At 64.1% G+C, this 18400-nt stretch carries 16 protein-coding genes; 7 read left to right on the forward strand and 9 right to left on the reverse strand.

From position 1 onward, the window contains the following. The first annotated feature begins 68 nt into the window (after positions 1 to 68). From AMK02_RS11015 to AMK02_RS11040, 6 genes are all read left to right on the forward strand, one after another. Positions 69 to 1961, forward strand: a complete 1893-nt coding sequence (locus AMK02_RS11015; protein WP_064802692.1) for a peptidylprolyl isomerase — start codon at positions 69 to 71, stop codon at positions 1959 to 1961. Between the two features lie 8 nt (positions 1962 to 1969). Further along, complete coding sequence (trpD, locus tag AMK02_RS11020; RefSeq protein ID WP_064802693.1) at positions 1970 to 2986, forward strand: anthranilate phosphoribosyltransferase; 1017 nt, start codon at positions 1970 to 1972, stop codon at positions 2984 to 2986. A 9-nt stretch (positions 2987 to 2995) separates the two neighbouring features. Next, positions 2996 to 3808, forward strand: a complete 813-nt coding sequence (trpC, locus tag AMK02_RS11025; RefSeq protein ID WP_064802694.1) for an indole-3-glycerol phosphate synthase TrpC — start codon at positions 2996 to 2998, stop codon at positions 3806 to 3808. A gap of 1 nt (position 3809) precedes the next feature. Then, entirely contained in the window at positions 3810 to 4307 is a 498-nt protein-coding gene (gene moaC, locus AMK02_RS11030) for a cyclic pyranopterin monophosphate synthase MoaC (RefSeq protein WP_064802695.1), read from the forward strand. After that, on the forward strand, positions 4304 to 5527 hold the full coding sequence (locus AMK02_RS11035) for a molybdopterin molybdotransferase MoeA (RefSeq protein WP_064802696.1): 1224 nt from the start codon (positions 4304 to 4306) through the stop codon (positions 5525 to 5527). The genes moaC and AMK02_RS11035 overlap by 4 nt, the downstream gene beginning before the upstream one ends. Before the next feature lie 70 nt (positions 5528 to 5597). Next, a complete protein-coding gene (locus AMK02_RS11040) occupies positions 5598 to 6275 on the forward strand; it encodes a hypothetical protein (protein WP_064806146.1) in 678 nt (225 codons plus the stop codon). An 82-nt stretch (positions 6276 to 6357) separates the two neighbouring features. On the opposite strand, the gene AMK02_RS11045 is transcribed toward AMK02_RS11040, so the two are convergent. From AMK02_RS11045 to AMK02_RS11065, 5 genes are all read right to left on the reverse strand, one after another. Beyond that, complete coding sequence (locus AMK02_RS11045; RefSeq protein WP_064802697.1) at positions 6358 to 7017, reverse strand: class I SAM-dependent methyltransferase; 660 nt, start codon at positions 7015 to 7017, stop codon at positions 6358 to 6360. 44 nt (positions 7018 to 7061) lie between these two features. After that, positions 7062 to 9017: a DEAD/DEAH box helicase gene (locus tag AMK02_RS11050; RefSeq protein WP_064802698.1), complete on the reverse strand. Its 1956-nt coding sequence runs from the start codon at positions 9015 to 9017 to the stop codon at positions 7062 to 7064. A gap of 98 nt (positions 9018 to 9115) precedes the next feature. Next, entirely contained in the window at positions 9116 to 10972 is a 1857-nt protein-coding gene (locus tag AMK02_RS11055; protein WP_064802700.1) for a CHASE2 domain-containing protein, read from the reverse strand. 5 nt (positions 10973 to 10977) lie between these two features. Next, positions 10978 to 11496, reverse strand: coding sequence for a FecR domain-containing protein (locus tag AMK02_RS11060; protein ID WP_064802702.1), 519 nt, complete (start codon positions 11494 to 11496; stop codon positions 10978 to 10980). A 124-nt stretch (positions 11497 to 11620) separates the two neighbouring features. Then, a complete protein-coding gene (locus tag AMK02_RS11065) occupies positions 11621 to 12766 on the reverse strand; it encodes a citrate synthase (protein ID WP_064802704.1) in 1146 nt (381 codons plus the stop codon). 84 nt (positions 12767 to 12850) lie between these two features. Here AMK02_RS11065 and AMK02_RS11070 point away from each other — a divergent pair, with 84 nt between their 5' ends. Continuing rightward, positions 12851 to 13939 (forward strand): citrate synthase/methylcitrate synthase, encoded by a 1089-nt coding sequence (locus AMK02_RS11070; protein ID WP_064802705.1) that lies wholly within the window; start codon positions 12851 to 12853, stop codon positions 13937 to 13939. Positions 13940 to 13996: 57 nt separating this feature from the next. Here the strand turns inward: AMK02_RS11070 and AMK02_RS11075 are convergent, their stop codons facing one another. The 4 genes from AMK02_RS11075 to AMK02_RS11090 all read right to left on the reverse strand — a co-directional run bounded on the left by AMK02_RS11075 (position 13997) and on the right by AMK02_RS11090 (position 18188). Continuing rightward, on the reverse strand, positions 13997 to 15625 hold the full coding sequence (locus AMK02_RS11075; protein ID WP_064806148.1) for a CTP synthase: 1629 nt from the start codon (positions 15623 to 15625) through the stop codon (positions 13997 to 13999). A gap of 144 nt (positions 15626 to 15769) precedes the next feature. Further along, entirely contained in the window at positions 15770 to 16273 is a 504-nt protein-coding gene (gene secG, locus AMK02_RS11080) for a preprotein translocase subunit SecG (protein WP_064802707.1), read from the reverse strand. Between the two features lie 118 nt (positions 16274 to 16391). After that, positions 16392 to 17162: a triose-phosphate isomerase gene (gene tpiA, locus AMK02_RS11085; protein WP_020921334.1), complete on the reverse strand. Its 771-nt coding sequence runs from the start codon at positions 17160 to 17162 to the stop codon at positions 16392 to 16394. A gap of 126 nt (positions 17163 to 17288) precedes the next feature. Beyond that, the gene (locus AMK02_RS11090; RefSeq protein WP_064806150.1) at positions 17289 to 18188 is read right to left on the reverse strand and encodes an alpha/beta hydrolase; all 900 of its coding nucleotides are present in this window, start codon (positions 18186 to 18188) and stop codon (positions 17289 to 17291) included. Positions 18189 to 18400: the final 212 nt, after the last annotated feature.

An 18400-nucleotide genomic window follows, 5' to 3' on the forward strand; every position in this document is an offset into this window, starting at 1 on the left:
TTTGTTTTAAGGAACGTCGAATGTCTGCCCGTGCGCGGGTCAATAAATACTGCGAGGTTTGCGTTTCCATGTTCCATCTTCTGAGAAGAGCTGCTCAGACCTGGGTTGCCAAGCTGCTCCTGCTTCTCCTGGTGGCCTCCTTCGGCATCTGGGGCATATCGCGTGAGCTGATATCGGGCGGCAGCAGCACCACGGTCGTGACCGTCGGTGATCAGAAGGTGGGGGTCAACGAATTCCACCTTGCCTATCAGCGTCAGGTGGCAAGTGTCGGCCAGCAGTTCGGCATGCGCCTCACGCCCGAGCAGGCCCGCGCCTTCGGAGTCGAGCAGCAGGTGCTGTCGCAGCTTGTTGCCGGCGCCTCACTCGACCAGCTCGCCGAAGATATGAACCTCGGACTGTCCGAGGATCGTCTCGCCCAGCTCATTGGCGACGATCCGGCTTTCAAGGCTGTCAATGGCCAGTTCGATCGCGAGCTGTTCGTTTCGCGCCTGCGCAATGCCGGCATCCGCCAGGACGATTACATCAAGGAGCGCAGCAAGGTCGCCGTTCGCAGCCAGATCGTCGATGCCGTTTCCAACGGCTTTACCGCGCCGAAGACGCTGATCGATGCACTGAAGCTCTATGGCGATGAAAGCCGCAGCATCGACTACCTCTTGCTGACCAACGCCAATATTGAGCCGATCAAGGCCCCCGCCGACGACGTGCTGGCGAGCTGGTTCGAAGGCGTCAAGCAGCGCTACCGCGCACCGGAATACCGCAAGCTCATCTATCTCAAGCTGCAGCCGGCCGATATCGCCGATGCCGCGACCGTTACCGACGACCAGATCCGCGAAGCTTTCGAAAAGGGCAAGGATAGCTATCGCACGCCGGAAAGCCGGACGATCGAACAGCTGACCTTCACCAGCAAGGATCTCGCCACCGCCGCCGAAACGGCGCTGAAGGGCGGCACCAGCTTCGACCAGCTGGTCACCGACCAGGGCAAGACGGCAAGCGACGTGCTGCTCGGCGAGTTCACCAAGGACAAGGTTCCCGACCAGGCCGTCGCCGATGCCGCCTTTGCGGTGTCGAAGAATGGCGGCACGACGCCTGTCGTCGACGGCTCGTTCGGCCCGGTCATCCTGCGCATCACCAACATCAAGCCGGAAACGGTCAAGAATTTCGACGAGGTGAAGGAAGACATCCGCAAGCAGCTGGCGCTTTCCAACGCTTCTCAGGAAGTGATCAACGTTCATGACCGTATCGAGGATATGCGCGCCGGCGGCTCCACGCTCGAGGATATCGCCGGTCAGCTGAAGCTTAAGGCGGTGACCGTCGACGCCGTCGATGCGACTGGCGCCGACAAGGACGGCAAAGAGGTCAAGGATCTTCCCGCCAAGCAGCAGCTACTCGGCGAAGCCTTCAAGACCGAGGTCGGCGTCGATGCCTCGCCGCTTCCGATCGGCAATGACGGCTATGTCTGGTTCAACGTCCGCGAAATCACGCCGGACCGGGACCGCCCGATCGCGGAGGTGCGCGAGAAAGCCGTCGAGGACTGGACAGCAGAGCAGCAGAAGGCCGAACTCGCCAAGAAGGCCGAGGAATTGAAGGCTGAGGCGCAAAAGGGCACTGCCCTTGCGGACATTGCAGCGCCGCTCGGCATTGCCGTCGAAAGCAAGAGCGGTATCACCCGCTCCACCGATGATCCGGTTCTCGGACGCGCCGCCGTCAAGGCCGCCTTCTCCGGCCCGGTCGATACGGTTGCGAGCGCGGTCGGTGCCGATCCCTCGACGCAGATCCTGATGAAGGTCACAGAGGTCAACAGCCAGCCGACCGGCGACGTGCTGAACAACCGCGACGCCCAGCTCACCGCCATGGCCAATGCCGCCGGCGATGATATCCTCGACCAGATGGTCAACCTGCTGCAGACGCAGTATGGGGCTTCGATCAACCAGACGCTCGCCGAACAGGCAACGACCCGCTAGGAGGTTTTATGACCGATCTGAAGCCGTTCCTGGCCAAGGCCGCAAGCCGCGAGCCGCTGACGCGTGACGAGGCCCGCGATGCCTTCGACATCCTGATGTCGGGCCAGGCAACGCCCTCGCAGATCGGTGGCTTCCTGATGGCGCTGCGCGTGCGCGGCGAAACCGTCGACGAGATCGTCGGCGCCGTCACCACCATGCGGTCGAAAATGCTGACCGTCGAGGCGCCGGCCGATGCGATCGACATCGTCGGCACCGGCGGCGACGCCAGCGGCACCTATAATATTTCGACGCTGGCAGCGCTGATCGTCGCCGGCGCCGGTGTTCCCGTCGCCAAACACGGCAACCGGGCGCTGAGCTCGAAATCGGGCGCAGCGGACAATCTGGCGGCTCTCGGCGTCAATATCGATGTCGGTCCCGAGGTCATCACGCGCTGCATCGCCGAAGCCGGGGTTGGCTTCATGTTCGCGCAGCTGCATCATTCCGCCATGCGCCATGTCGGCCCCTCCCGGGTCGAACTCGGCACACGCACCATCTTCAACCTGCTCGGGCCGCTCTCCAATCCGGCCGGCGTCCGTCGCCAGTTGCTCGGCGTCTTCTCGCCGCAATGGCTGGTGCCGCTTGCCGAAGTCATGCGCGATCTCGGCTCCGAATGCGTCTGGGTCGTCCATGGCGATGGCCTCGACGAAATCACCACGACCGGCATCACCAAGGTGGCGGCGCTCGAAGACGGCAAGATCCGTACTTTCGAGCTATCGCCCGCCGATTTCGGCGTCAGCCCCTGCATGCTTGCCGATATCAAGGGCGGTGACGGCGTCGCCAATGCCGCAGCGCTTCGCGAAGTGCTCGGCGGCGCCAGGAATGCCTATCGCGACGTCTCGCTCGCCAACGCGGCCGCCTCGCTCGTCATCGCAGGCAAGGCGGAAACGATCCGCGACGGCATGGCGCTGGCCGCGCATTCGCTGGATAGCGGCGCCACGGCCCTCGCCCTCGACAAACTCGTCGCCGTTTCCAACGATATCGATTAGGATTGGCGGATGACCGATATCCTGAAGAAGATCGAACGCTATAAGCGCGAGGAAATCGCCGCCGCCAAGGCGACGGTATCGCTTGCCGATTTGAAGGCGATGCAGGCCGGTCAGTCCGCCCCGCGCGGCTTTTACAAGGCGCTCGTTTCCAAGCTGGAGGCTGGCCATTTCGGTCTGATCGCCGAGATCAAAAAGGCAAGCCCGTCCAAGGGGCTGATCCGTCCGGATTTCGATCCGCCGGCGCTGGCAAAAGCCTATGAAGCCGGTGGCGCGGCATGCCTTTCCGTGCTGACCGACACGCCGAGTTTTCAGGGCGCGCCGGAATTTCTGACGGCGGCGCGGGCCGTCTGCGCCCTGCCCGCCCTGCGCAAGGATTTCATGTTCGAGACTTATCAGGTCCACGAGGCGCGCGCCTGGGGTGCCGATTGCGTTCTGCTGATCATGGCGTCCCTGAGCGATGACGATGCGGAGCGTCTGCAGGACGAAGCTTTTTCGCTCGGCATGGATGTGCTGGTCGAGGTTCACGACGCGCCGGAAATGGAGCGGGCGCTGAAACTCTCCTCGCCGCTTATCGGCATCAACAACCGCAACCTTCGGACCTTCGAGGTCAGCCTGACGGTCAGCGAGACACTTGCCTCCATGGTTCCGGCGGGCCGGCTCCTCGTCGGCGAAAGCGGCATCTTCACCCATGCCGATTGCCAGCGCCTGCAGGCCGTCGACATCAATACCTTCCTTGTCGGCGAGAGCCTGATGCGCAAAGACGACGTGGCCGCCGCCACCCGCACGCTGCTCTTTGGCGAAGCCGCCATCGCGGCCGAATGACATGAGCGGCGGAAAGCCCGGCCTCACCCATATCGATGCCTCCGGCGAGGCGCATATGGTCGATGTTTCCGACAAGGCCGAGACGGTGCGCATCGCCACCGCCGAAGGCCATGTAAAGATGGCGCCGGAAACTCTTCAACTCATCCGTCAGGGCAATGCCAAGAAAGGCGATGTCATCGGCACGGCGCGCTTGGCCGGCATAATGGCGGCAAAGCGCACCGCCGATCTCATCCCGCTCTGCCATCCGCTGATGCTGACGAAGGTCACGGTCGAAATCGAGGAAGATGCCGCCCTGCCCGGCCTGCGCGTCACCGCCACCGCCAAACTGACCGGCAAGACCGGTGTCGAGATGGAGGCGCTGACCGCCGTCTCGGTCGCCTGCCTGACGATCTACGACATGGCCAAGGCCGCCGATAGGGCGATGGAGATTAGCGCCATCAGGCTGCTCGAAAAGTCCGGCGGCAAGTCAGGCGACTTCCGTCATCCGGAGGCAAGATGAACCTTCTGCCGGTCGCCGACGCCTTGGACCGCCTGCTCTCCCGCGCAAAGCCCGTCGCGGCGTCCGACACGCTGCCGCTTGCCGAGGCTGAAGGCCGCGTTCTGGCGGTTGATCTCACGGCGCGCCTGACCCAGCCGCCCTTCAATGCCTCGGCCATGGACGGCTACGCATTGCGCAGGGAAGACGCGCCGGAGCCGGGCGCCGTGTTGAAGGTCATCGGCACGTCATCCGCCGGCCACGGCTTCGAAGGAAGCGTCGGCCAGGGAGAGGCCGTGCGCATCTTCACCGGCGCGCCTGTTCCGCCAGGCGCCGACAGCGTCCTGCTGCAGGAGGATGCGGAAAAGATCGATGGCGGCATCAGAACCAGGTTCCCGGTGCGGCAGAGCCAGCATGTGCGCCCCCGCGGCCAAGATTTCGCCGAAGGCGAAGCGGTGCTGCCTGCCGGCACCGTGCTCGATTTCTCCCGGCTGACGGTCGCCGCCGGCATGAACCGGCCCGATATCGAGGTTCTCAAGCGCCCGCTGATTGCCATCCTCGCAACCGGCGACGAGTTGCTGCCGCCCGGAAGCCAACCCGGCCCTTCGCAGATCATCGCCTCCAATACGTTCGGTATCGCAGCCCTTGCCCGCAGAGCCGGCGCCAATGTCATTGATCTCGGCATCGTGCCGGACGACAAGACGAAAATCATCGCGGCGGTCGACAAGGCACGGGATGCGAAGGCCGACGTCATCGTGACGCTCGGTGGCGCGTCCGTCGGCGACCATGATCTGGTGCAGGCCACCTTGATCGAGGCCGGCATGCAACTCGATTTCTGGCGCATCGCCATGCGCCCCGGCAAACCGCTGATGGTCGGCAGCTTCGGCCAAACCCATGTGCTCGGCCTGCCCGGCAATCCGGTCTCGAGCCTCGTCTGTTCGCTGCTGTTCCTCGAGCCCCTGATCCGCAAGCTCGCCTCCCTGCCCCCAGTGCAACGCGAGACAGTAGTCGAGGCGGCCGTCACGTTGCGCGCCAATGATCACCGGCAGGACTATATCAGGGCGAGGCTTGCGAAATCCACGACCAGAAACTGGCTGGCCGAACCCTTCGGCAAGCAGGATTCCTCGATGATGAAGGTGTTTGCGCAAGCCGACTGCCTCATTATCCGCCCGCCGCATGCCCCGGAGCTGCCGGCCGGAGCGCCCTGCCCGGTCATGCTGCTGCGGCCGGATCTCCTGACCTGAGGCTGGCCAATCCTTTCCCCTCCTGCCAGGCTGATGAGGGCAGCGGGAGCCACATTTGTAGGTGATGCTTATGTTACCCAGGTGCACGATATTGGCTGTCCTCCTTCTCTCAGCCTGTTCGTCCGCCTTTGCGGCGGCACAAGGAAGCCCCGCGCTGGAGCCGTCTCCCGATCCCGGTGCCCCTTGGGCGATTGAGTGGAGCATGCCTGATCGCAAAGACGAGATGACGCCAAAAACCCTTGTTCTTTGCTCGGACCATATGGACGAGCATCTCAGGCGGTATCGGTCGCTGATTAAAAAGCTCGGCGTGTTGAAAGGCTATACGATCCTGGATGGAAGCAAGCCTGTGGCATACAAGCCGGTGGCCGGCACCATCGGCCACATCTTCTCTGCACATAAAGGTAACGAGGACCGGACCGTAAGCGATTGCATCGCGAACTACCCGGAACTCCAGCCTATTGTCGCTGACTTTATCGAAAAGGCGATGTCGGCTCAACAAAATGATATGCAGAGTTTGGTAAAAGCTGGCGCGCTCCCCAAAGAAATACTGCCGCTCCAATGTTATTCGAAGTTCTACTATCCGACAGGAGACTATTTTCCCACCAGAAATACAAAGAATTGGTTCGCGTTGATCGATGTGGACGACTCGGCCGACAACAGATGTTTTGACGTGACCCTTCCATCAACTTTCGGCATTTCTCCTGACTCCTGTGAATCAGCCGGAATCTGCGTTGATGACAGGAAATAAAGGCACCTCGTCTACACGGGCCAAGCAGTCGGTCGGATAGAGGGTACGGCGGCAGACAAGTTAGCTGTTAATTCGCTTCCGGCTATTGCCGGAGCGAAAAGACGCCCGCCTGCACCGCTTTGCCCTCGGTACTTGCGCCGAAATCGGCAACCGCGTGGGTAGCGACGCGGCTGAGATCGCCCAGCGGCAGATAGGCCCGCTCCGGATCGCCGATCAGCACCTCGATGCCGCTTGCCTGGCAACGCCGCAAAAAGGCCGTTACCCGCACGGCAAGAACGGGATCGTAGAACAGGTCGCCGACCACGAGAACATCCGTCTCCGGCGGGGACGCCTCGATGATATCGGCGGCGATGACCGCAATAGTGGCCCCGTTGATCGCCGCGTTGAGACCGATCGCTGCAATCGCATTGGCATCAACATCGACCGCTGTTACCATTGCTGCTCCGGCCTTCGCTGCTGCGATGGCGACCAGTCCGGAGCCGGCGCCGAGATCGAGGACGCGTCGGCCGGCAACGATTTCCGGCCGGTCGAGCAGATGGCGGGCAAGCACCACGCCGCCGGCCCAGGGATAGGCCCAGTAAGGCGGCGCGTCGGCTTCTCGACGGCCGGCAAGCCGCCAGAGCCCGCTCGCAGGCCCGGCGGTGTGGAGCAGGATCTCGGGGATTGAGGGGACCGGTGAGATCGGCAGATTGGCCGTGATGAAGGCGGCCGGATCGGGACGCGGCGTTCCGGAGCGTTTCATCGTCGTCTGATCCTGTCGGTCAAGAAGTCACGCGGCGATCAAAATCAGCCGGACTTCTTCTTCGAGAATTTGCCTTTCGGCCCAGCGCCGCCTTTGCCCTCATGCTTGCCGCCTTCAAATTTCGGCTTTTCATATCTGGGCTTGTCGGATTTCGCGCCATCGTAGCCGGGCTTGGTCGTCTTCTTGCTCCAGGGCTTGGCGTCGCGCCGTTCCCCGCCGCCATTCTCGGCTGCGGCATAACCGCCGCTCGAACCCTTGCCGAACTTTTTCTTCGGCCGCTCGTCGCGGAATGCCTCGCCCGGCCGTTCGTCACGGGACGCCTTGCCGGCATAGGGTTTCGGCGACGGTGCGCGGCTGAAATCCGGCGTGCCGGCAAGCCTCGTCACGCGGATGCCGCGTTCGAGCGCCTTGTTCGGTCCGATCGCATTCAGGAAGCTCTCGGCGCTCGCTGCCGCGATCTCCACATAGGTTTCCTCGGGTTGCATCTTGATCGCGCCGATCTCGCGCTTCGTCACGTTGCCGTTGCGGCAGAGCATCGGGATCAGCCAGCGCGGCTCGGCGTTCTGTTTGCGCCCGACCGAGACGGAGAACCAAACGCTGGGGCCGAAATCTTCGCGCGGTCCCTTTTGCGCCGGCTCGAAAGGGGCGGCATTGTCGCGGCGCTTACGGCCGCGATCGTCCTGAACGGTAACCTCGATCAGATCTTCCGGCGCTGAATGATTGGTGCGGTAGAGACGCAGGAAAGCGGCTGCGAGCTTGTCGGCGCCGTGGCTCGCGAGAAGCTGCTGCACCAACTTCTGTTCTTCCTCCTGTGGCGCGTCGTGGAAGATCGGGTCGGCGAGCAGCCGCTCGTCGTCGCGCTCGTTCACCTCCTCGGCCGACGGCGGCCGTGCCCAGGCTGCCGAAATGCCGGCATTCTCCAGCAAACGCTCGGCCTTGCGCCGTGCACTCAGCGGCACGATCATGGCGCTGATTCCCTTGCGTCCGGCCCGGCCGGTGCGGCCGCTGCGATGCAGCAGCGTTTCCGGATTGGTCGGCAGGTCGGCGTGGATGACGAGATCAAGGCCCGGCAGATCGATGCCGCGGGCAGCGACGTCGGTTGCGATGCAGACGCGGGCGCGGCCGTCTCGCATCGCCTGCAGCGCGTGGCTGCGCTCGTTCTGCGTCAGCTCACCGGACAGCGCCACCACGGAGAAATTGCGGTTGTTGAAGCGTGCGGTCAGGTGATTGACGGCGGCGCGCGTCGAGCAGAAGACAATGGCATTGGTCGCTTCGTAATAACGCAGCACGTTGATGATCGCGTTCTCGCGGTCGCTCGGGGCGACGACAAGCGCGCGATATTCGATATCGACATGCTGTTTTTCCTCGGCCGCGGTGCTGATGCGCACGGCGTCGCGCTGATAGCTCTTGGCAAGCTTGGCGATTGCCGCCGGCACGGTCGCCGAAAACATCAGCGTCCGCCGCTCGTCCGGTGCCGAATCGAGGATGAATTCCAGGTCCTCGCGGAAGCCGAGGTCGAGCATCTCGTCGGCCTCGTCGAGCACCGCGGCCTTCAGCTCCGACATGTCGAGTGCGTGGCGGCGGATATGGTCGCAGAGCCGTCCGGGCGTGCCGACGACGATATGGGCGCCGCGCTCAAGCGACCGGCGCTCGCTCCGGATGTCCATGCCGCCGACGCAGCTGGCGATCACCGCGCCGGTCATCTCATAGAGCCATTCGAGTTCACGCTTTACCTGCAGGGCAAGCTCCCGCGTCGGGGCGATGACGAGGGCAAGCGGGGCGCCGGCAGCACCGAAGCGCTCGCTGCCTTCGAGCAGTGTCGGCGCCAGCGCCAGGCCGAAGGCGACAGTCTTGCCGGACCCGGTCTGGGCCGAGACCAGCGCGTCCGAAGCGGCAAGCGCCGGATCGAGCATCGCCTGCTGCACCGGGGTAAGTTCGGCGTAACCGCGCTTCTGCAACGCCTTGGCGATCGCCGGAACGACGCCGTTGAATTCTGTCATGAGTTCGATCTTTCGGAGCTGTCAGGCGCGAAATGCGCCATGGCCGGAGCCAGCCGGCGGGATATTTGCGCCGTTCCTAGCCGCTCCCGCAGCGATTGTCAAAGCGTGCGGCTGCGCCACAGCCAGGCGTCGATGTGGCTGGCCCGGCCGCGCAGTTCCGTTTCCAGTGGCCCTTCGATCCGGCCTGATTTGAGGAGCACGCTGTCCGGGCCTGCGGCGCCGACGATTTCGGCGCTGAGCGCCAGCTCGACGCCATGGCGGGCGGCGACCTCCATCAGGCGGCTCCCGACGTTCACCGTATCGCCCGCCGCCGTGATCTGCTGCCTGTCCCCGGTGCCGAGCCGCGAGGCTACGATCGGCCCGCAATGGGCGCCAACCTTGAAGCCGATTTTTTTCCCGGCAAAGCTCCCCTGCGTTCGAAGCCAGGCGCGGGTGCGCTCGCAGAGTCTGACCGCGCAGGCGATGGCCTGGGCGGCATCGTCGTTGGTCGGCTCCGGCAGGCCAAACAGGATCATCGCCCCGTCGCCCATGAAGCTGGTGATGGCGCCGCCGTGGGCGTGCGCCTCCTCATCGATGATTTCGAAGAAACCGCTCAGCACCTCGCTCACCTTAACCGGCCCGAGGGTTTCGCTGAGGCCGGTGAAGCCCGAGAGATCGATGAAGACGACGGCAGCGTTCTGGCGCACCGGGGCGGCAAGGAAATTCGGATGGCGCGCCAGCCATTCTCCAAGGCCGGGCGCCTCGATACGCTGCAGCAGCGCGCTTTGTTCGGCGAAATGGCGGGCGCGGCCACGGTCGAGCCAGAGCTCGGCTGCGCCGAAGATCAGCGCCGGCGGCAATGCTGCGGCGATCGGCAGGGCGGCACTCAGCCAATAGCCATGCGCAAACGCCGCCAGATTGAGCATTGCCCAGACGACCAGCGCCAGCACGATGATGGCATAGCCCGCAGCACTTCGCCGCCAGGCGGTCAGCGAAACCAGCATGATCGCCAGCCCGACGGCGATGGCGGCATCGATCAGCCTGATCCTGTGGTCGCGCACCATGCCGTCGCCGGTGACGAGATGGGTAATCGCGGTCGACATCACCTCGACGCCCGGCATGACGGGATCGAACGGCGTCGGGAAGACGTCGCCGCCGCCGGTGACGGTCGAGCCGATGACGACGATGCGGCCGGTGATCGCGTCCGCCGCCAACTTGCCGTCAAGCGCGTCGGCGGCGCTTGACGTGGCGATGCTGCCGCGCCGGCCATAAAAGGTCACCGGCAGGCGCTGGCCGATATCCGTCGGAATGCGCAATGCTCCGAGCATGATCGCATCGCGTTCGATGCTGGGATCGACACCGAGCGCCACCGAGGCGGCGCGCAGCGGAAAAGCCGGATCCAGCCGGTCTGCGGCGCGCGAAATCAGTGGAATGAAACGCGGCGTGCCGGTCTGGTCGGTAGCGACATTGACGACACCGACCGCGGCCGCGCCGGCAAAGCGGGGAAGCGGCAAGAGAAGCTGATCTGCCTCAGGGATGGCGGCAAGCGGATCGTCCGCCAACTCGGTAACCCGCTGCCGGCTCTGCGCAAAGGTAGCCGCCGCAGCAATCACGCTCGGTCCCGCTCCAAGGGCAGCGGTCACCGCCGCATCGCCCTCCTCCGGTCCCGGATCGACGAGCAGGATGTCGAGAGCCAGAGCCTTCGGCTTCAAAGCGTTGATCGCATTGATGAGGCGCGCCAGTGTCGCCCGGTCAAGGGGATAGCCGTGGGCCGCCGCCGTACGGTCGTCGATCGCGACGATCGAGACGACGGGAGGCGGCGCCTTCGCTCCGACGACGATGCTGCGAATGTCGGCGAGCGAGGCCTCCATCCGATCGAGAAGGCCTATCCCGCCATTGAGATTGAGATAGCCGAGCGCCGCGCCCCAAAGACCGGCGAGCAGTAGCGCGATCACGGTCAGCAGGCGATGATTCATGGCATTTATTGGCCGAGCCGGGCGAGAAGGGCGGCGACACGCGGTGCGGGCCAGCGGCGCACGACCAGCGATTCGGTTCCGCTGCTAACATCGACGCCCTCGCCTGGTGACAGCACCACCGGCTCGCCGGCGGGCCGGCGGACGGCCACGCTGCCTCTGACGACGAAGACCGAGGTCTTGCCGCCGGCGACGTCGACAGCCCATTGTGTGCCGCGCACGGCAGCGATCGCCTGCGGTGTCACCACCTGGAAACCACCGGCATGCTGACTGCCGTCAACATCGACGAGAATGGCCTTGCGCCGCACCGAGGCCGAATCGGGACTGCCGTCACGGTTGCGGTCGGAGAGTTGGAAAGACGCGCCGGCCTCCGCCGTCACCTTGACGCCACCAGGGCAACTGAGCGTCTGGCGGGCGCCGGCATCGCGCGAGATCGCGCAGCCCGCAGGTTGCGCGAGCGCCGCGTCATGCGGAATGAGGCAGGCAACGAGCGCGGCGGCAAACAGCTTGAGAAACGTCATATTCATGGAAAGCCCCCGTGACCGTGCGGAACTGCTTCTGCGAAAGCACCCGCCAACCGTCTTCTTCCATGCGAGGCATGATAGCCGAATTCGGATATTTCCATAGGCGAAAAAAGCAGGCCGCGCATCCTCAAGTGCTGCTCTTCATATCGGGCACCGGTCCGGTATACCGTGCCCGTGGCCGGATCAATTCGCCGCTTTCAATCTGCTCCATCGCATGCGCAAGCCAGCCGGTGCAGCGTGCAAGCGAAAAAATGACGATCGGCGCCTCTCTCGGCAGATCGAAGGCTGCCGCCATCGCGGCAAGTGCGAAATCGATATTGACCTTTTCTCCGACGATCTCCTCGCCCCTGTCCCTGACCTCGGCGAACTCAGGCGGCAGTGAAAATTGCGAAAGCAGCGCCAGCGCCCGGATATCGCCGTCCGGATAGAGCGGGTGACCGAAGGCGGATAAGCGATTGCCCTGTGCAAGGGTGCGGCGGATCGCCTGCGCCGGACCGAGGGCGCAAGCCGCCTCGATCAACGCATCGACGCTCTGCCAGGCGGCGCCATGCAGCGGTCCCGTCAGCGTCGCCAGACCGGAAAGCACGGCGGCCGATAGCGCCGCACCCGATGACGCGGTGACTCGTGCCGCAAAGGCCGAGGCGTTGAGTTCATGATCGGCAAGCAGCACCAGCGCGCGACGCAGGCAATCGCCGGCCTCCGGCCGCTGCCAGCTTGCCGCGAGCCTGAGATGCAGCGGCCGCTCCGAAGCGCCGGGCGCCAGCGCATCCGCGATCGTTGCAAGAATCCCATGCGCCTCGCGCCGGAGTGCCGCTGGCGAGCGGCCAAGCGACGGCAGGTCCGATGTCACCCGCCCGGCAAGCGCCAGGAACGCGGCCTGAAGCGATGGAAGGCCATGCGCGATCGCGGTCGAGAAGGCAGGCGTCTCCACTCCATTCCAAAGCAATGCCGCCGTCTGCTCCAGCGTCGCCGTCTCGGCAAGATTGGCCACGTCCTGGCCGCGATAGAAAAGGCGTCCGCTCGAAACGGTGGAGATTGTCGAGGAGAGAACGGGATCGCCCCAGCGGATCGTCTCGGCCGCGACCGTTTCCGCCTTGCGGCGGCCGGCATGGCGATCGGCAAGCCGCCGCACGTCTCCAGCGTGATAGAGGCTGCGGCGCGGATCGGCGGGATCGGGCTTCGCGCGGATGCGCCCTCGGCTGACATTGGCGTAGAGCGTCTGCGGTTTGGTCTTCAGCGTCTGCAACGCCTCCTCGGCGGTCAGCCACGGCATCACGGCCTCACATTGATCAATTGCGTCAAGATTGACGTCAATGAAACTAGGTCGGATCATCCTCGCGGTAAAGGAGAAAACATCATGCAGAACGGCTTGGAAGACGTCATTGCCGCCGAAACGCAGCTTTCGGATGTTGATGGCGAAGCGGGGCGACTGATCATTCGCGGCGTGTCGCTGGATCACTTGGTCGCTGGCGGAACCTATGAGCGCGTGGCCGCCCTGCTGCTCGACGGATTGATGGAACGGAGCTTCGATGAAGCGCAATTGCGCAACTGGCTGGCGGAAGCCCGAACAAGGACCTTTGTCCACGCCGAGGCCGCCGACGCCGCCTTGCTCACCCTGCCGCCGGTCGATGCGATGCGGGCGCTGATCGCCAGGCTGCCGGACGGCGAGGATTTCGACACCGCCCTCGCCCTGCTGGCAGCACCGGCAGTCTTCCTGCCGGCGATTCTCCGGCTGCAGCGCGGTCAAAAGCCGATCGCGCCCGACGCCTCGCTGCCGCAGGCAGCCGATATCCTGCGCATGCTGACCGGACGATTGCCGACCCAGGAGCAGACGGCGGCGCTCGACACCTATCTCGTGACGATATCAGACCATGGCCTCAACGCCTCGACCTTCGCATCGCGCGTCATCGCCTCGACGCAGGCCGGCCTCACCTCTTCGGTTCTGGCGGCGTTGAGCGCGCTGAAGGGGCCGCTGCATGGCGGCGCGCCCGGTCCGGTCCTCGATATGCTGGATGCGGTGGGAACGCCTGATAATGCTGGCACATGGCTTGCCGATGCACTCGATCGCGGCGAAAGGCTGATGGGCTTCGGCCACCGCATCTACCGCGTCCGCGACCCGCGCGCCGATGCGCTTAAAGGCGCGCTGAAGCCTTTGATCGCGTCAGGCCAGGTCGACAGCGCCCGCGGCGAACTCGCCGAGGCGGTGGAAGCCGCCGCATTGGCGATCCTGAAAGCGCGCAAGCCGAACCGGCCGCTCGACGTCAATGTCGAATTCTATACCGCGCTGCTGCTCGAAGCGCTCGGCTTTCCGCGGCAGGCCTTCACCGGCGTCTTTGCGATCGGCCGCACGGTCGGATGGCTGGCGCATGCCCGCGAACAGGCGCTCGACGGCCGGCTGATCCGCCCTCGTTCGGTCTATATCGGGCCGTTGCCAGCCGCTGCCTGAAAAGGAATGGCCGATTAGCCAGATCGCGCATAACCGCGCGATCTGGCGCCGCATGCGTCAGACGAGACGGCTCTGTTCGGTCGCCGCTTCGATGAAGCTTGCAAACAGCGGATGCGGGTCGAGCGGCCGGCTCTTCAGTTCCGGGTGATATTGCACGCCGATGAACCACGGATGATCGGGGTATTCGATCGTCTCCGGCAGCACGCCATCCGGCGACATGCCGGAGAAAACGAGGCCGCAGCTCTCGAGCCGATCTTTGTAGTCGATATTGACCTCGTAGCGGTGGCGATGACGCTCGGAAATATCCGTCGAGCCGTAGATATCCGAGATCTTCGTGCCCTTCTTCAGCGCCGCCTTGTATGCGCCGAGACGCATGGTGCCACCGAGATCGCCGGCTGCCGTCCGCTTCTGCAGTTCGTTGCCCTTGACCCATTCAGTCATAAGACCGACCACCGGCTCCTTCGCCGGGCCGAACTCGGTCGACGACGCGTCCGGCACATCGGCGAGATTGCGCGCCGCCTCGATGACGGCCATTTGCATGCCGAAGCAGATGCCGAAATAAGGCACCTTGCGCTCGCGGGCGAAGCGCGCCGCATGGATCTTGCCCTCGGAGCCGCGCTCGCCGAAGCCACCGGGCACCAGGATGCCATGCACCTTTTCGAGATAGGGCGCCGGATCTTCCTTTTCGAAGACCTCCGACTCGATCCACTCGAGCTTGACCTTGACGCGATTGGCGATACCGCCATGATGCAGCGCCTCGATCAGCGATTTATAGGCATCCTTGAGGCCGGTATATTTGCCGACGATCGCGATCGTCACTTCGCCTTCCGGTGTGCGGATGCGATTGCAGACCTCTTCCCACTGGTCAAGGCGCGGCTTCGGCGCCGGCTCGATCCCGAAGGCGGCGAGCACTTCGTCGTCGAGGCCTTCCTTGTGGTAAGCCATCGGCACGTCATAGATATTGGCGACATCGAGCGCCTGGATGACGGCCGACGGACGCACGTTGCAGAACAGCGAGAGCTTGCGGCGCTCGGCTTCCGGAATTTCGCGGTCGGCGCGCACAAGCAGGATATCGGGGTGAATGCCAAGCGCCTGCAGTTCCTTGACCGAATGCTGGGTCGGCTTGGTCTTCAGCTCGCCGGCCGCCGGAATGTAAGGCATCAGCGTCAGATGGACATAGACGGCGGTGCCGCGCGGCAGGTCGTTGCCGAGCTGGCGGATCGCCTCCATGAAGGGCATTGCTTCGATATCGCCGACCGTGCCGCCGATCTCGCAGATGACGAAATCGTAGTCCTGATTGCCCTCGGTGACGAAATCCTTGATCTCGTTGGTGACGTGCGGGATGACCTGCACCGTCGCGCCGAGATAGTCGCCGCGGCGTTCCTTGTCGATGATGTTCTTGTAGATGCGGCCGGTGGTGATGTTGTCGGTCTTGGTCGCCGAACGCCCCGTGAAGCGCTCGTAGTGGCCGAGATCGAGATCGGTTTCCGCGCCGTCGTCGGTGACGAAGACCTCGCCGTGCTGGGTCGGACTCATCGTGCCCGGGTCCACGTTCAGATAAGGGTCGAGCTTGCGAAGCCGGACCCTATATCCACGGGCCTGCAGCAACGCTCCGAGAGCCGCGGCCGCAATTCCTTTTCCGAGGGAGGAAACCACGCCGCCAGTGATGAATACGTATCGCGCCATGGGCTTCACCGGATACCTTTTCAAAAACGATTCCGCCAGCCCCAAAAATTCTTTTCCGGAATTTTCGGAGAGTGGCGCGGGAATCTGCACAAAAGAAAACCGGCAGACCCGAGGGCCTGCCGGCGGTTTATCTCGAAGTCCGGTTTACTGTCCCGTCGGGACGCCGGAAGGCTGAGCCGGCGCCGGCGCGGCCGGAGCTGCGGGCGCTGCCGGAGCAGTCGTTGAAGGCGCGGTGGCTGCCGGAGCCTCTGCTGCGGGAGCTTGCACGGCCGGAGCCTGTGGTGCGGGCACAGCCGCACCGCTGCTTGGGACACCGTTGCCGGCCGGCTGGTTCGCCGGAGCCTGTGCACCGCCGCCGAGCGAATCGAGAATGCCGTTGCCCTGGCCGCTCGTCGCGGGGATGCGGTTGAGGATGTCGCTCGGACGGCCCTCGTAGCGCGTCAGTATGCCGAGGCCAAGCGAGGTGAGGAAGAACAAGGTCGCAAGAATCGCGGTCGTGCGGGTCAGCGCATTGGCCGTGCCGCGGGCCGACATGAAGCCCGAACCGCCGCCGATGCCGAGGCCGCCGCCTTCCGAGCGCTGGATGAGCACGACGCCGACGAGGGCGAGCACGATCATGAGATGGATGACAATCAATACTGTCTGCATGGGTCCAGTCCTGCCCGTCTGGAGACGGACATAAATAAGAATTCTGGCGGCTCTTTACATGAGGCTCTCGCCTATTCCAAGCCCTTCTGCCGGAATAAACCGAGCTATGAACAACGCGTCAGGCGAGCAGCGCCTCATAGGCCCGGTAGATGGCGAGGAAGTCGGCGGCTTTCAAGCTCGCCCCACCGATCAGCGCACCGTCGACATTAGCGATGCCAAGCAGTTCTCCGGCATTGGCGGGCTTGACAGAGCCGCCGTAGAGAAGCCGCATCTTGCGGCCCTCGTCGCCGAAGCGGGACACGAGCTCCGCCCGCATGAAGGCATGCGCCTTCTCGACATCGCCCGATGTCGGCGTCACGCCGGTACCGATCGCCCAGATCGGCTCGTAGGCGATGACTGTGTTCTCGGCGGTTGCGGCATCGGGAACCGATGCGGAAAGCTGGCGCTTGATGACGTCGAGCTCCTGCCCGGCGCGGCGTTCGTCGGCCGTCTCGCCAATGCAGATGATCGCAGTGAGCTCGGCAGCGAAAGCCGCCTCCGCTTTAGCGCGGACCAGATGATCCGTCTCGGCATGGTCGGTGCGACGCTCGGAATGGCCGACAATCACGTAGGTGCCGAAGCTATCGGCGATCATCTCGGCGGAAATGTCGCCGGTATGCGCGCCCGACGGCTTCTGGTGGCAGTCCTGCGCTCCGATCGCCAGCGGACTGTCGGTGCAGAGCGCGGTTGCCACGTAGAGCAGCGTCGTCGGCGGGCAGATCAGCGCCTCGACCTTGTCGGCGAGCGGCGGGCGAACACCCTCGGCGATCGCCTTGATCTGATCCAGGGAGGCACGCGTGCCGTTCATTTTCCAATTTCCCGCCACCAGCGGGCGCACGTCAGGTGTCATGCCGGCCTTCCACAAACTTCATATCCCTGGCCGCATATCAAAAGCTTGCGCCAAAGAAAAGCATCATGCCCCTGACGTAACGGGAATCTCTGCGATCCCGAGCATATTTCTGCCGGAAAACGCCCGTTAAGCCGCAAGAATCCAGTTCAAGACCCTGCGCCAGTCGACCATTCGGATCGGCGTTCCGTGATTACCGGTCTGAAACAGCGTGAAGCGCGTCGGATATTTCGCCTTGAGCAGGCTCTCGAACAGCGCCTGCTGGTCGGCGGCGGCATAGACCGGATCGCGGCTGCCATGCGCGAACCAGAGCGGCAGCTTCGCCTTGTAGAAGGCGCTTCTGGTGAAATCCGGATCGGTGACGCCGCTCATGATCAACATGCCCCTCAACCGCTTGACGCTGGCCTCGTCACGCGCGATGCCCCAGCAGACCTGACTGCCCATGGAGGCGCAGGACAGGATCACCGGCCGGCCGGGCGATTGCGCGCTGGCATGGCGGATGAGGCCTTCGATCGCGGCAACGCCGTTGCTGTCGAAACTCCTGACTGTCGGCGAATAATAGACGCCGCCATTACCGGCGACGAGGTTCTTCAGCCGGTTGAAGTTGCCGCCGAAGCTGTAATCATTGGCCCCGAGCCGGCGGTCGCCGTCGCGGCCGTGGATGAAAATCACAGTGAAGGCGGCATTCGCGACCGGTCCCACCCTGGTGACATCGAGCCTGATGCCTTCGAGTGAGAGGGTTTCATCCGCCTGGGCCTTGCGGATGCCGAGCGACACATATTTCTGCTGCGCCCGCTTCTCCGGGATCTGGTCGCGGCCGTTGATATCGCGCATCTCGTCATAGTCGATGACCTCTAAGGCGCCGCCCTCGCTGGTCTGCAGCACAGTCTGCTTCGAGAACAGATCGTCCTTGAAAGGCGGCAGCGCGTCGGCCGCCCATGTTGGTCCGCCGGCGGAAAGAACGGCTGCGGATAGGAAAAAGGCCGCAATTGCTGATATAACGGTGTAATCACTTGTGGACATTCGCATGCGGATGGTTTCCTGAAGCCTGCCGCCGCTTGCCATTCCGCGCCCGGCAACGCAAATCATGTGTCAAAGCCCGCCAATCCGGCGGTGTCGCGTATCGCGGTGCTTTCTGGCAGAATCTGCCTGATTCGCAAACGTGACATGAAATGCGGTGATTTTGGGTCGGCGGCTGATGCAAGCCCCAAGCCAGACCCAAGACAGGACGAAGATCTGAA

Source organism: Rhizobium sp. N731, from assembly GCF_001664145.1.
GTDB lineage: Bacteria > Pseudomonadota > Alphaproteobacteria > Rhizobiales > Rhizobiaceae > Rhizobium > Rhizobium esperanzae.